9 protein-coding genes are annotated in these 13,993 nt (G+C 72.6%); 4 read left to right on the top strand and 5 right to left on the bottom strand.

The genetic code is table 11. The features are described 5' to 3' along the window. Positions 1–936 precede the first annotated feature (936 nt). From ACIA6T_RS06935 to ACIA6T_RS06945, 3 genes are all read right to left on the bottom strand, one after another. On the bottom strand, positions 937–2,598 hold the full coding sequence (locus ACIA6T_RS06935; RefSeq protein ID WP_399445505.1) for a hypothetical protein: 1,662 nt from the start codon (positions 2,596–2,598) through the stop codon (positions 937–939). 101 nt (positions 2,599–2,699) lie between these two features. Continuing rightward, on the bottom strand, positions 2,700–3,191 hold the full coding sequence (locus ACIA6T_RS06940) for a hypothetical protein (RefSeq protein ID WP_399445506.1): 492 nt from the start codon (positions 3,189–3,191) through the stop codon (positions 2,700–2,702). Further along, positions 3,188–5,578: a molybdopterin oxidoreductase family protein gene (locus ACIA6T_RS06945; protein WP_399445507.1), complete on the bottom strand. Its 2,391-nt coding sequence runs from the start codon at positions 5,576–5,578 to the stop codon at positions 3,188–3,190. Before ACIA6T_RS06945 ends, ACIA6T_RS06940 begins: the two co-directional genes overlap by 4 nt. Positions 5,579–5,804: 226 nt before the next feature. Here ACIA6T_RS06945 and ACIA6T_RS06950 point away from each other — a divergent pair, with 226 nt between their 5' ends. Next, a complete protein-coding gene (locus tag ACIA6T_RS06950; RefSeq protein WP_399445508.1) occupies positions 5,805–6,626 on the top strand; it encodes an SAM-dependent methyltransferase in 822 nt (273 codons plus the stop codon). Between the two features lie 71 nt (positions 6,627–6,697). On the opposite strand, the gene ACIA6T_RS06955 is transcribed toward ACIA6T_RS06950, so the two are convergent. Both ACIA6T_RS06955 and ACIA6T_RS06960 read right to left on the bottom strand, forming a co-directional pair. After that, positions 6,698–7,618, bottom strand: a complete 921-nt coding sequence (locus tag ACIA6T_RS06955) for a helix-turn-helix domain-containing protein (RefSeq protein WP_399445509.1) — start codon at positions 7,616–7,618, stop codon at positions 6,698–6,700. A 156-nt stretch (positions 7,619–7,774) separates the two neighbouring features. Then, positions 7,775–8,005, bottom strand: coding sequence for a DUF397 domain-containing protein (locus tag ACIA6T_RS06960; RefSeq protein ID WP_399445510.1), 231 nt, complete (start codon positions 8,003–8,005; stop codon positions 7,775–7,777). 929 nt (positions 8,006–8,934) lie between these two features. Between ACIA6T_RS06960 and ACIA6T_RS06965 the strand changes: the two genes are divergently transcribed. The 3 genes from ACIA6T_RS06965 to ACIA6T_RS06975 all read left to right on the top strand — a co-directional run bounded on the left by ACIA6T_RS06965 (position 8,935) and on the right by ACIA6T_RS06975 (position 13,943). Further along, a complete protein-coding gene (locus tag ACIA6T_RS06965) occupies positions 8,935–9,480 on the top strand; it encodes a hypothetical protein (protein WP_399445511.1) in 546 nt (181 codons plus the stop codon). A 224-nt stretch (positions 9,481–9,704) separates the two neighbouring features. Next, a complete protein-coding gene (locus ACIA6T_RS06970; protein WP_399445512.1) occupies positions 9,705–12,431 on the top strand; it encodes a SpoIIE family protein phosphatase in 2,727 nt (908 codons plus the stop codon). Between the two features lie 147 nt (positions 12,432–12,578). Further along, positions 12,579–13,943: an FAD-dependent oxidoreductase gene (locus tag ACIA6T_RS06975; protein ID WP_399445513.1), complete on the top strand. Its 1,365-nt coding sequence runs from the start codon at positions 12,579–12,581 to the stop codon at positions 13,941–13,943. Positions 13,944–13,993 lie beyond the last annotated feature (50 nt).

The following is a 13,993-nucleotide window of genomic DNA, read 5'->3' on the forward strand; positions in this document are numbered from 1 at the left end:
TCGCGGCGGGCCGCCCGGCCGGTGCACGGGGATCACGGCGTGGTGGGGGCCGTGCCCCGGCCGGGGCGTCGCCGATTGACTGGCGGTGCCACTGTCGGAGAGGAGGGGGCCGGCGCGGATCGGCAATCTCACCGGTCTCGTGCGCCGCGCCGGGCGTCCCGGGTGCCGGGTCGCGGGGCTTCGCGACGGGCTCGGGCACCCCTCGGGCATCCGGGGGCAGCCGTGTCCGCGCGCACGGCGTGACGGCGTGAAGCGGGGGTACACGGACAGGCGCGGTCACCGTCGGAGTCGGCGCCGACGGTGACCGCGGTGCGTGGAGAGCATCCCCGCGGCGGTCGCGCGGAGTCCCTCGCGCCGCGTCGTGGACGTGGGCCCGGCCGCCGGCCCGCTCGAACCGGGCGGGATCGGCCGGCAGCCGTTCGTCCTCCGGCGGTCCCGCGCGCCGCGGGAACTCCACCGCGTTCCGGTCGGGGTTCGCGGGGCCGGCGATCTCACCGCGCACGGTCACCCGCCGTCCGCCCGACCCGCGCGACGGATGCGCCACGACCGGCGCCTTCGTCGTCCTTCCGGGACCCGGCCGGCACCGCCGGTATGCGTTCCGGCCCCGCACATCACCCGACTGGCTCACCGGACGAGCCGTCCGGACCCGGGGCGTGCTCGTATGGAAGCGGCCTCCATGCCTACCCGGAGGGAGCTGGGAATGCACGAGATGTGGTGCGGTGCAGACACTTCGGGAGAGCTGGTGTGGCATGTCCTCACGTCGGACAAGTCATCCACGCTCTGCGGAGTGGAGAAGCAGGACGAGTCGACTCGTCGGCACATGACGGACCGGCACTGCTTCTCCTGCATGAAGACGTTCCAGGACGTCGTCGAGGCGAGCTGAGGCCGGACGGCGTCCGGCTCACTGAACCGGCCCGGGCATGCGCCCGGGCCGGTTCAGTGGCAGGGGTGGTGGGTCTCCAGCCGGCAGAAGCAGGACGACTCGACGGGTACGTCCGCCAGCGCGGTCGCCCGCTTGAGCTGCTGGGCGACGATCGCCGCCTCCCCGGTCCTGCCGGTGCGCAGCAGGCACTCGTGGAACCCGTGCAGCGCCCAGACGTTGCCCGGGTGCTGCAGGGGCCGGGGCAGGGTGTCGTCGAGGCCGAGGTCGGCCCGGTACACGGCTTCGGCCTCCTCGATGCGGCCCCGCTCCAGCAGCAGCGCCCCGTAGGCGTGCCGGGTGGGCTGCATCCAGCCCCAGGGCTCGTCGTAGGGCAGGTTGTCGTCCAGCTCGACCGAGCGTTCCAGCGCGGCGAAGGCGGTGTCGTACTCGCCCTTGCGGTAGGCGAGTTCGCCGTCCAGCATCGCCGACGCGACGGCGAGGATGTCGTGGCAGGTGTTGTTGAACAGCATCCGGGTCCCGGGGACGCGGCGCACGGCCGCGCGGAAGGCGGTCCGCTCCGCCTCGGCCCCGTCGGTGGCGCCGGTCGCGGCGAGGGCGACGCCCCGTGCGTAGTGGAGCATGGCGGTGGTCACACGGTACAGCTCCGGGTCGGCGGGGAGCGGCAGCGTCAGGATGTCGTCCCAGCGGCCGAAGCGGATCAGGACGTGGACGCGCATCGCCAGGAACCCCTCCAGCCAGTCGGCCATGGGCGGGCTCTGCACCCGGAGGAGTTCCTCGGGGACGGCGGCCTCGAGCCGCGCGGCGGCGTCCAGGGCCACCTCCGACTGGCCGGCGAACATGGCGCCGTAGATCCGGAAGTGGTGGTTGTGGGCGCGGTAGAGCGTGTAGAAGTTCATGGCGCCGGCCCGCTCGAGGTACTTCTCGTCGGCGGCGACGGCGGCGGTGTTGTCCGAGACGACCCGGCGGTAGTCGCCGCACAGCACTTCCAGGTGCGAGGGCATGTGGAGCAGGTGCCCGGCGTCGGGCACGGCGCCGCGCAGCCGGTCGGCGACGGTGAGGGCCGCCTCCGGCGTGGGGGACATCTCCATCAGGTGGACGTACAGGTGGAGGACGCCGGGGTGCCGGGTGCCCGCGGCGGTGGCGAGGGCGCCGTCGAGGACGGCCTTGGCCTCCAGGGTGCGGGCCCCGTCGGCCGGACGGCCGGTCCTGAGGTCCCACAGCCGCCAGGGGGTGATGTTCATCAGGGCGTCGGCGCAGAGCGTGGCCACGTCCGGGTCGCCGGGGGCGTTCTCGTACACGGTGAGCATCCGGTCCGCGTAGGGCTCGTTCCACACCGAGCAGTCCTCGGCGGCCTCCGCCTGCGGGTAGCGGGCGCGCAGGGCCTCGATGAGGGCCCGCTCGACGGGGGTGGCGTGCGCGGCCTTCTCGTGCGCCCGCTCCACCGCCCGGTGGGTGCGCGCGACGGTGCCGGCGAGTTCGTCGCCGTCGAAGGCCTCCCAGGGTTTGTTGTAGTTGGGGCCGAGGGCGTAGGCGATGCCCCAGTGGGCCATGGCGCAGTCCGGGTCGGCCTCGGCCGCCTTCCCGAAACAGGCGACCGCCTCCTCGTGGTTGAAGGCGTACGTCCACACCAGCCCGCGGTCGAACCAGAGCTGGGCGTCGGCGGAGGAGGTCGTCACGGGCCGGCGGTGGTCGCCGAGGTCGTAGTAGTCGTCCATGCGTGCCTCCCGGGGCAGCGGGCGTCCGACAGGGACGAAACCGACGATAGCGGGGCACACACGTCGGCGCAGGCTTCCCCGGGGACCGCCACCCGTGCCGGTTACGCGCTGACGAGGAGCTGCGGCGACAGCACCTTGATCATCGTGTTGGTCCAGCGCATCTGGCGGAGGGTCTGCGGATGGCAGGAGGAGACCAGCTCCAGCAGCTCCCGGTCCCGGGTGGCCTGTGCCGCCTGGGCGAGCATCTCCCAGTGGAGCGAGCTGCGCGAGGCGGCCAGGTGCAGGTCGCGCAGGTCGCGCAGGAGCAGCAGGCCCGTCTCCGGGCGGCGGCCGAGGGCCTCCGAGGCCTTCTCCCGCAAGGTGGCGAGCGGCCCGGGGGAGGGATGGGCGCGGGGGCCGGAGAGATGGACGCCGTGGCCGGGGCCGAGGGCGGCGAGCCGTGTGGCGTGCTCCCGGGACCAGCGGGCGACGTCGGTGGCGACGTGGTGGAACTCGTGCTCGGTGCGATGGCGTCCGGCGGCGGCCAGCAGGTCCTGTTCCAGGTCCCGTTCGTCGTCGTGCAGGAGGCGGAGTGTGATGCCGATGCCGCTCATGAGCCGCTCCCCGCCGTCCCGGTGCCCGTGCCCTGCCGTGTGTCCCGGCGGGCGACCAGCGTGACGCGGGCCGCGGCCGTCTTGAACAGGGGTTGTTTGGAGAGGGGGTCCCAGTCGGTGACGGTGGTCTCGTTGGCGGCCCGGCCGGGCCGGTCGTCGGGCGGCCGGTGGCCCTGTGGGGTGTCCCAGTAGCCGTAGTGGAAGGGCACGAACACCACGCCGTCGCGGATCGCGGTGGTCCGCAGCCGGGCCCGCATCGCCCCGCGCGCGGTGGTGACCTGGACCAGGTCGCCGTCGGCCAGGCCCTGCGCGGCGGCCTCCGCGGGTGAGATCTCCGCCCACACGTCCGGCGCGGCGGCGTTCAGCTCGGGCGCGCGGCCGGTCTTGGTGCGGGTGTGGAAGTGGTACACGGTGCGGCCGGTGATGAGCTGGAGGGGGTACTCGGGTGAGGCGTCCTCGTGCGGCGGGAGGTATTCCGCGGCCTTGATCACCGCCTTGCCGTCCGGATTGAGGGAGCGGTACTCGACCGGGGTGACGGTCGCGCCGGTGACCATGTCCTTGCCGTAGCTCTCGCACCGGTCGGGGTGGGCGTGGTCGATGCCGTCGGCGTAGAGGCGGGCGGTGCCGTCGGGGGCGTCCTCGGTGCAGGGCCACTGGATGCCGCTGCCGTGCCGCAGTTTGTCGTAGCCGAGTCCGGTGTAGTCGCAGGGGCGTCCGGCGCTGCACCGCTGCCAGGCGGCGAACGCGCCCTGCGGGTCCCGCCAGCCGATCAGCGGCCCGCCGTCCTTGTCGCGGAAGTCCATGCGGGCGGCGAAGTCGAGGAAGATGTCGAGGTCGGGCCGGGCCTCGCCGGGCGGTTCGACGGCCTTCTCCGACAGGTGCACGGTGCGGTCGGTGTTGGTGAAGGTGCCGGTCTTCTCGCCCCAGGTCGCGGCCGGCAGGACGACGTCGGCGAGCTGGGCGGTCTCGGTGAGGAACAGGTCCTGCACCACCACGAACAGCCGCTCCTGGGCGAGGATCGAGCGGATCCTGGAGAGTTCGGGCAGGGAGACGGCCGGGTTGGTGCCGGTGATCCACAGCATGCCCAGCGAGCCCTGCTCGGCGTAGCGGAAGATCTGCATCGCGTGGGTGGGCGGGCCGTAGTGCGGGATGGCGTCCGGCTCGACGTTCCAGATCTCGGCGAGCTCCGCCACGTGCGCGTCGTTCTGCCAGTTGCGGAAGCCCGGCAGGTCGCCGTTGGCGCCGCATTCGCGGGTGTTCTCGGCGGTGGGCTGGCCGTTCATCTGCAGCAGTCCGCAGCCGGGGCGGCCCAGCATGCCCCGGATCAGATGCAGGTTGTTGACCTGGACGGCGGCGGCGGAGGCCTGGTGGGACTGGTAGACGCCCTGCAGGACGGTGGACAGCAACCGCTGTGCGCCGCCGAGGAGTTCCGCCGCCCGTTCGATCTGCGCGGCGGGGACGTCGCAGATCTCCGCGGCCCACTTCGGGGTGCACTCCTCGACGCGGGCGGCGAGTTCGTCGAAACCGACGGTGTGCGCGTCGATGTAGGCGCGGTCGGTCCGGCCGGTGCGGATGATCTCGTGCAGCAGGGCGTTGAGCAGCGCGACGTTGGTGCCGGGGCGCGGCGCCAGGTGGACGTCGGCACGCTGGGCGACGGGGGTGTACCGGGGGTCGACGCACAGCAGCCGGGGCGGGTCGGAGCCCTCCAGCCGGTCCAGGATCCGCATCCACAGCACGGTCTGGGTCTCCGCCACGTTGTGTCCGAACAGGGCGATGGTGTCGGCGTGGTCGACGTCCTCGTACGAGCCGGGCTGGCCGTCGGAGCCGAAGGTCTCCTTGAGGGCCTCGGCGGCCGTCGCCGTGCACAGGCGGGTGTTGCCGTCGAGGTGGTTGGTGCGGATGCCGACGTGGGCGATGAGGGCGAGGGTGTAGTACTCCTCCAGGAAGAGCTGTCCGGTGGTGTAGAAGCCGACGGCGCCCGGACCGCGTTCGTCCAGCAGGTTCTTCGTGCGGGCCGTGATCCGCTCCATGGCGGTGTCCCAGTCCGACTCCACCAGCCTCCCGTTCTCCCGCACGAGGGGCCTGGTCAGCCGGTCCGGTGAGTGGTTGGCCTGCCAGCCGTAGAGGTCCTTGGGCCCGAGCCGGCCGCGGTTCACCCGGTCGACCGCGCGGCCCCGTACGCCCACGATGCGCCCGTCGCGCACCGCGATGTCCAGCGCGTCGCCGTTGGAGTGCAGGATGGAGGCGGACCGCACCCAGCGCTCCACGTCCTCCTCCGCGACCCCTTCCGCCAGGTGCGTGTCGGTGCGGACCGGCCAGGGGGTGCCGGGCGCGTAAGGGGTGCGCGGACCCCAGGGATCGGCGATCCGGTCCGTCGAGCTGTCCAAGGTCCGACCTCCCACGGGGAAACGGCGACGCCCCGCGAGTACCCCCTCTCCGGAGCGCAAGCACTCACCCTAGGCATCCAATAGGACACCATGAGTTATTTCGGGCGACCGGCGCGTCATTCCCTCCGGGCGACGTTCGCCGACGGGCTGGCACGCCGCCTTCGCGGCTCCCTAGGATGTACTCCCTGTCCAGCCAGTCCAGTTGGCGCCGCCCGCAGGGGGAACGATGCACACCGGTAAGCAGCTGTCCACCGAGATCGACGCGACCGTGCCGACGGCGGCGCGCATGTACGACTACTACCTGGGCGGCAAGGACAACTACGCGGCGGACCGTGCCGCGACCGAGGAACTCGACAAGGTGGTGCCCAGCACCCGCCGTCTGGCACTGAACAACCGGCGCTTCCTCCAGCGGGTGGTCCGCACCCTCACACAGGAGTACGGGATACGGCAGTACCTCGACCACGGTTCCGGCCTGCCCACCCAGGACAACGTCCACCAGGTCGCGCAGCGCATCGACCCGACCACCCACGTGGTGTACGCCGACAACGACCCGATGGTGCTGGTGCACGGCCGTGCCCTGCTGGAGCAGGACGAGCGCACCGTGGTCATCCAGGCCGACATGCGCGACACCGACGGGATATTCGGCCACCCGGAGACCCGGCGGCTGATCGACTTCTCGGAGCCGGTCTGCGTGCTGTTCAACTCGGTCTTCCACTGCATCCCGGACGACGACGCCGACGGTCCGCTCGCCCTGGCCCGCCGGGTGCGCGAGCGGCTGGCACCGGGCAGCTTCATGGTGATGTGCCAGCTCGTCAGCGAGGACGCCGAAGTCCGTGAGTTCGTCACCGACTTCATGGACCGGGCGACCCGGGGACGCTGGGGCCGGGTGCGCGAGCCGAAGGACGTCGAGTCGTACTTCGAGGGCCTGGAGGTCCTGGAGCCGGGTCTGGTGGAGGTGTCCACCTGGCGTCCGGACACCGAGGTGGCCCCCCGTCAGCTCACCCAGGAGTGGATCGAGTTCGGCGGTGTGGGCCGGCTCCCGCTGTAGCCCCTGACGCCGCGACGCCCCCGCCGGACCGTTCGGGTCCCGCGGGGGCGCCGGCGTGTCCGCGCCCGCCGCTACGCCGTGGCGTAGCGCTCCTTGACCGTCCTGCGGAGCAGTTCCACCGAGTCGCGCGGTTTGAGCGCCTCGTCGGCGAGGCGGTCCAGCGCGATCCGGTACTCCTCCGTCTCGTCGAGGTCCTCGAGGAAGTTGGCGCTCCTGATGTGCTCCAGGTAGACCACGTCGGGCAGGTCGAGCCCGCCGAAGCGCAGATAGGTCACGGGGATGGCGGGCGCCGACGCGTTCGTCACGTCCAGCGGCACGATCTGCACCGTCACGTTGGGCCGCTCGGCCATCGCCACCAGGTGCTCGAGCTGCTCGCGCATCACCGCGGGGCTGCCCAGGACGCGCAGCAGGACCGACTCGTCGATGACGGCCCAGATCTGCGGCGCGGCCTCGCGGGTCAGCAGTTCGGCGCGGCGCATGCGCAGTTCGACCCGGCGCTGCACCTCGCCGGCCGGGGCGTTCGGCAGCCCCCGCTCGACCACCGCGCGGGTGTAGGCGGCGGTCTGCAGCAGTCCGGGGACGTACTGGATCTCGAAGGTACGGATGGTGGCGGCGGCCTCCTGGAGCCCGACCAGACGGTCGAACCACTCGGGCATCAGCCGCTTGTCGTACCGCTGCCACCAGCCCGGCTCCCCGGCCCGCAGGAGCAGCTTGAGCAGCACCGAGGCCTCGTACTCGTCGGTGCCGTACAGCGTCAGCAGTGCCCGGACATCGCCCTCGGTCGGCGGGCGGCGGCCCTTGCCGGACTCGATGCGGGACAGCTTCGCCGGGCTGAAGCCGACGGAACGCGCCGCCTGGTCCTGGGACAGTCCGGCGTCGTCACGGAAGCCCGCCAGCTGCACGCCGACCAGCATCTTCAGCAGGGTCGGAGCGGGCTCGGGCCTGTCCAGATAGGGTTCCAGACGGGAGATTCGATGCGACGCGGCGGACATCCTGACTCCCAGCAGACCGGCACAAGGGCGCTTTACACTATCGCATCTGACTTTCCCTCACCGCATCCGCGTGCGAAAAGCCCCGAGGAAGTGGCGAGTCGAGCTCCGCTTCACCGGCACCGGCCCGGGCGGCCGGTGCCGGTCCGGTGCGGGCTTTCAGACCAGGTGGTCGAACTCGCCGTCCTTCGCGCCGGCCAGGAACGCGGCCAGCTCCGCGGCCGTGTAGACGAGGGCGGGGCCGTCGGGGTCGCGGGAGTTGCGCATCGCGATCCCCCCGTCGGTCAGCAGGGCCACCTCGACACAGTTGCCCTCGGCGTTGCTGTGCCGGCTTTTGATCCAGCGGACGTCCAACTGGCTGGCCCGCACTCCGTTGCGCACTCCTGGCACCGCCGTCTCCTTGCTGTTCCCGTGTCTCCCGGTGCGCGGCCCGGGTGGTCCGGGCCGCGCACCGGGAAAAAATCTCGCGCAATTTCTCGTGCAATTGCACGCGAGCGCTGTCAGCGTGGATAATAGCTGCGGCGTCAACCCCTGTGCTGACGCCTCGTCCTGACGTCGCATCAGGGAGATGCCGTGTCATCACCTGCGCATCCGTTACTCCGGCCACCGGCCGCCGCCATGACACGGACGAGTGGCCGCGGCACGGTGACGGCAGGTCCGCGCCGGCCGCTCCCGGTGGCGCCGTACGGACAGCCGCTCCCGGCACCGGAGCCGGCCCGCCCCGCGTCCGCCCCGGTCACGCCGCGCCTCACGCGCGGCCGGAAGAGGCTCACGCGGGCACGGTCCTCCACCTGTGACACCCCGCGCGCCCGGCCGTCCGGCCACCACCGCGACGACACCACCCTTCTGACCACCGGGTCAGGGGGTGCCGCCCGGATCACACCGCGGACACGGGGCCCGGCACGCACTCCCCCGGCCGCGTCGCCCTCCGTCGCCGGCTCCCCCACGCTCGACCGCGCTCGCGCGGGAGGGACCCCCGTCGCGTCGACGCCCTCCTCCGCCTCACGGTCACACGCACCGGACCCCGCCCACCGGCGCTCACAAGGCGCCGCGGATTCCCCGCGCCCCGATCCGGACAGCGCTCCCGGCCGCCATCGCCGTGACGCACGTGGCACCGCGGTGCGCGGGTGCGCCGGACATCCGGCGCGGGTTCCGCCCGGAGCCCGCGCACCCGCCGCTCACCGTCTCCACGCCCGACGACCGCCCGTCCGTCCGCGCACCCGGTGCCGCCCCACCCCTCCGGCGGGCAGGACGGTACGGACCCGGTCGTCGAACCGACCCCCCATCTGACACGACTGCCGCGGAAAGGCACCCACGCCATGCGCAGCGCTTCTACGGAACAGCCGAGCAGCGAGCGCCCTGTGCGCCACACGTCCCCCACCGGAGTGGCACGGACCACGCCCCTCACGGCACTGTCCCGCGTGCCGTGGGCCGACATGCAGGACTCCACCGGCTCGGCGGCGGCCATCCCCCTGCTGCTGAACGGCATCGCCTGGGGGGACACCGGCACCGCCCGCGCCGCACTGGAGGATCTGCGGAAACGGATCTGCCAGTACGGCTTCGTCACGGAACAGGCGACCGCCGCCACGGTCCCCTTCCTCTGGGAACTGGCCCAGCTTCCGTACGTCACCTGCCGGGCCGGGATCATCCAGCTGCTCAAGGCCATCGCCGACGCCCGGCAGTGGGAGAGCACCGCCGCCGCGTACCCCAAGCTGCTCAGCCGCCGGGAGAACCCGGTGGTGTGGGAGCGGGCCGCCCGGCAGGCGGTGCGCGCCCGGCGCGGCGACCTGAACCGGCTGCTGGCCGAGCCGGACACCGAGATCGCCCGCGCCACCACGGAGCTGGCCCGCGCCCTGGCCGACTGAGCCGGGTTTCCTGAAACGGACACAGCCCGGGGTGGCCCGGTCGAGAGAACGCGCGCGACCTTCGGGGGACGAGTCGCGCGCCGGGGGGAGGGTCGCGCGCGGTCAACGGGGGACGGCCGCGCGCGACCCGGGGGAACCTGTGACGCGACGACCCGCCGGTCGGGCGGGTGCCGTCCCTCGCCTCGCGTGGCACGGCAGTGTAGACATGGCACATGGTCCGACTCATGGGTCGATCCCGGCCCCGGTCGTCCCTGCGGCCCGGTGCCGCGGCGTCCGCCCGGAGCCGGCGGGACGCGGACGGCCGCTCCCGGTGGCATCCGGCGGCGGAGCTGCGGTCGGTGCTGAGCGGACGCAGCGTCGCCGGACAGGTGTTCGTGCTGTATCTGGTGATCGTGCTGCTGCTGGTCGTGGCCGCCGTCGTGGCGCTGGTGCTCCAGGTACGGCGGGACAGCACGCGGGAGGCCCGCAACCGCTCGCTCGCCGTCGCGGAGACCTTCGCGAACGCACCGGGCATCGTCGAGGCGCTGGGGTCCCCCGACCCCACGGCCGTGCTCCAGCCGCATGCCACGGCGGCCCGCGAGCAGGCGGACGTCGACTTCATCGTCGTCATGAACACCGACGGCATCCGCTACACGCATCCCAGACCGGACCGCATCGGCAAGGAGTTCGTCGGCACCATCGGGCCCGCGCTGGCCGGTGAGCCGGTGGTGGAGGAGATCGAGGGCACCATCGGACATCTGGTGCAGGCGGTGGTGCCGGTGAAGGACGCCGGCGGCGAGGTGGTGGGCCTGGTCTCGGCCGGCATCACGACCGAGCACGTCGGCGGGGCGGCGGAGGACCAGCTGCCCCTCGTCCTGAGCGCGGCGCTCGCCGCGCTCGCCCTGGCGACCGGCGGCGCGGCCCTGGTGAGCAGACGGCTGCTGCGCCAGACCCATGGGCTGGGCCCGCGCGAGATGACCCGGATGTACGAACACCACGACGCGGTGCTGCACGCGGTGCGCGAAGGAGTGGTCATCGTCGACGGGGACGGGACGCTGATGCTCGCCAACGACGAGGCGCGCCGGCTGCTCGGCCTGCCGGAGGACGCCGAGGGCCGGCCCGTGCCGGACATCGGCCTGGACCCCGGCACCGCCGAGCTGCTGTCCTCGGGCCGCGTCGTCACGGACGAGGTGCATCTGGTGGCCGACCGGCTGCTGGCGGTCAACCAGCGGCCCATCGACCGGGCCGGCGGCCCGCCCGGCAGCGTGGCCACGGTCCGCGACTCCACCGAGCTGCGCGCCCTGTCCGGCCGGGCGGAGGCGTCACGTGAGCGGCTCAACATGCTGTACGACGCGGGGGTGGGCATCGGGACGAGCCTGGACGTCACCCGTACGGCCGAGGAACTCGCCGAGCTGGCCGTGCCGCGGTTCGCCGACTTCGTCACGGTGGACCTGTTCGAGTCGGTGCTGGCCGGCGGTCACCCCGAGGCGGCCGGCGTACTGCGCCGCGCGGCGTCGGCGGGGATCGGCGCGGACGCCCCGCTCTACCCCGAGGGAGAGCAGATCCGCTTCGTCGCGTCGTCCCCGCAGGGCGTCAGCCTCGCCACCGGCCGGCCGGTCCTGGAGCCCCGGCTCGACGAGGCGCCCGGCTGGCACGCACAGGACGTGGAGCGCTCCGGGCAGGTCATGGAGTACGGCATCCATTCGCTGATCACCGTGCCGCTGCGGGCCGGGGCGCTGGTGCTCGGAGTGGTCAGCTTCTGGCGTTCGCGGAAGACGGAACCGTTCGACACCGAGGAGCTGGCTCTCGCGGAGGAGCTGGTCGCCCGGGCCGCGGTCTCCATCGACAACGCCCGCCGTTACACGCGCGAGCACAGCATGGCGGTGACGCTCCAGCGGAGCCTGCTGCCGCGCACCCTGCCCGAGCAGAGCGCCCTGGAGATCGCCTACCGCTACCTTCCCGCGCAGGCCGGGGTGGGCGGGGACTGGTTCGACGTGCTGCCGCTGTCCGGCGCCCGGGTCGCGCTCGTGGTCGGCGACGTCGTCGGCCACGGCCTGCACGCGGCGGCCACGATGGGGCGGTTGCGCACGGCGGTGCACAACTTCTCCGCCCTCGACCTCCCGCCCGACGAGCTCCTGACCCTGCTCGACGAGCTGGTCGGACGCATCGACCAGGACGAGGCGCAGGACGAGCAGAGCGCACCGGTGACGGGGGCGACCTGTCTGTACGCGGTCTACGACCCGGTCTCCCGGCGCTGCACCGTGGCCCGGGCGGGCCATCCGCCGCCGGCCGTGGTCCGCCCGGACGGCGGTGCGGAGTTCTGGGACGTGCCCGTCGGCCCCCCGCTGGGGCTCGGCGGTCTGCCGTTCGAGTCGGTCGAGCTGGAACTGCCGGAGGGCAGCCGGCTCGTCCTCTACACCGACGGGCTGGTCGAGGACCGCGGGCACGACATCGACGTCGGCCTGGAGCGGCTGCGCGAGGCGCTGTCCCGGTCCGGCGGCTCCCCCGAGGACACCTGCAGGGTCGTACTGGAGTCCCGGCGCCCGGCGCGGGCCGGTGACGACATCGCGCTGCTCGTGGCGCGGACGCGGGCGCTGCCCGCCGGCCGGATCACCCAGTGGCCGGTGCCGCCGGACCCGGCGGCCGTCGGCGAGGTGCGGGCGGCGGTCACCCGGCAGCTGGCCGAGTGGGGGCTGGAGGAGCTGACGTTCGGCACGGAGCTGATCCTGAGCGAGCTGGTCACCAACGCGCTCCGCTACGGCGGCACCCCCATCCAGGTGCGGATGCTGTACGACCGCAACCTGATCTGCGAGGTGTACGACAGCAGCAGCACCTCACCCCATCTGCGGTACGCGACCATGACGGACGAGGGCGGGCGCGGCCTGTTCCTGGTGGCTCAGCTCGCCGAACGCTGGGGCACCCGCTACCTGCCCGCCGGCAAGGTCATCTGGACGGAACAGCCCGTCCCCTGAGGCGTGAGCGCGAGCCATAAGGTCAGTCGGGGAGACCTCATAAGAGAGGCTTATGAGCCCATAGACCGGACCCGCGTACCAGGTAAGGCATGCCTCAGTCTAGGCTTCCAACCGAGTCGCCTGTCATCGCTCGAAGGGAACCTGACCATGCCCCGCCCCCTGCGGGTAGCCATCGTCGGATCCGGCCCCGCCGGGATCTACGCCGCCGACGCCCTGCTCAAGTCCGACGTGGCCGCCGAACCGGGCGTGTCCATCGACATCTTCGAGCGGATGCCTGCGCCGTTCGGACTGATCCGGTACGGTGTCGCCCCCGACCACCCGCGGATCAAGGGCATCATCACGGCCCTGCACCAGGTGCTCGACAAGCCGCAGATCCGTCTGTTCGGCAACGTCGACTACGGCACCGACCTCCACCTCGACGATCTGCGCGCGTTCTACGACGGTGTGATCTTCGCCACCGGTGCCACGGCCGACCGCGCGCTGGACGTGCCGGGCATCGACCTCGACGGCTCCTACGGCGCCGCGGACTTCGTCTCCTGGTACGACGGCCACCCTGACGTGCCGCGCACCTGGCCGCTGGAGGCCGAGAAGGTCGCCGTGCTCGGCGTCGGCAACGTCGCCCTCGACGTGGCCCGCGTCCTGGCCAAGACGGCCGACGAGCTGCTGCCCACCGAGATCCCGGCGAACGTGTACGAGGGCCTGAAGGCCAACAAGGCGCTGGAGGTCCACGTCTTCGGCCGTCGTGGCCCGGCGCAGGCGAAGTTCAGCCCGATGGAGCTGCGGGAGCTGGACCACTCCCCCAACATCGAGGTGATCGTCGACCCCGAGGACATCGACTACGACGAGGGCTCGATCGCGACCCGGCGCGGCAACAAGCAGGCCGACATGGTCGCCAAGACCCTGGAGAACTGGGCGATCCGCGATGCCGGCGACCGTCCGCACAAGCTGTTCCTGCACTTCTTCGAGTCGCCCACCGAGATCCTCGGCGAGGACGGCAAGGTCGTCGGCCTGCGCACCGAGCGCACCGAACTCGACGGGACCGGCAACGTCAAGGGGACCGGCGAGTTCAAGGACTGGGACGTCAGCGCGGTCTACCGGGCCGTGGGCTACCTCTCCGACAAGCTCCCCAAGCTGCCGTGGGACATCGCTTCCGGCACGGTCCCGGACGAGGGCGGGCGCGTCATCCAGGAGACCGGCGAGCACCTGGAGTCCACGTACGTCACCGGCTGGATCCGGCGCGGTCCGGTGGGCCTGATCGGCCACACCAAGGGCGACGCCAACGAGACGGTGGGGAACCTGCTGGCGGACTACGCGGCCGGCCGGCTCCAGACCCCCGGCTCGCCCGACCCGGAGGCCGTGGACGCGTTCCTCGCCGAGCGCGGCGTCCGCTTCACCACCTGGGACGGCTGGTACCGCCTGGACGCCGCGGAGAAGGCACTGGGCGAGCCGCAGGGCCGTGAGCGCGTGAAGATCGTGGAGCGCGAGGACATGCTCCGCGAGAGCGGCGCCTGATCCCCTGCCCCGCGAGGGCTCACCACCGCGCGCCCGTCCGGTCCGCTCCC

This window comes from Streptomyces sp. NPDC051740, assembly GCF_044453165.1.
Taxonomy (GTDB): domain Bacteria; phylum Actinomycetota; class Actinomycetes; order Streptomycetales; family Streptomycetaceae; genus Streptomyces; species Streptomyces atrovirens.

Bases quoted from the DNA above. Each gene is read 5' to 3' on its own strand.
- ACIA6T_RS06975 (WP_399445513.1), top strand. From the start codon at position 12,579: ATGCCCCGCCCCCTGCGGGTAGCCATCGTCGGATCCGGCCCCGCCGGG.
- ACIA6T_RS06935 (WP_399445505.1), bottom strand. From the start codon at position 2,598: ATGGACGACTACTACGACCTCGGCGACCACCGCCGGCCCGTGACGACC.
- ACIA6T_RS06955 (WP_399445509.1), bottom strand. From the start codon at position 7,618: ATGTCCGCCGCGTCGCATCGAATCTCCCGTCTGGAACCCTATCTGGAC.
- ACIA6T_RS06970 (WP_399445512.1), top strand. From the start codon at position 9,705: ATGGGTCGATCCCGGCCCCGGTCGTCCCTGCGGCCCGGTGCCGCGGCG.
- ACIA6T_RS06965 (WP_399445511.1), top strand. From the start codon at position 8,935: ATGCGCAGCGCTTCTACGGAACAGCCGAGCAGCGAGCGCCCTGTGCGC.
- ACIA6T_RS06940 (WP_399445506.1), bottom strand. From the start codon at position 3,191: ATGAGCGGCATCGGCATCACACTCCGCCTCCTGCACGACGACGAACGG.
- ACIA6T_RS06950 (WP_399445508.1), top strand. From the start codon at position 5,805: ATGCACACCGGTAAGCAGCTGTCCACCGAGATCGACGCGACCGTGCCG.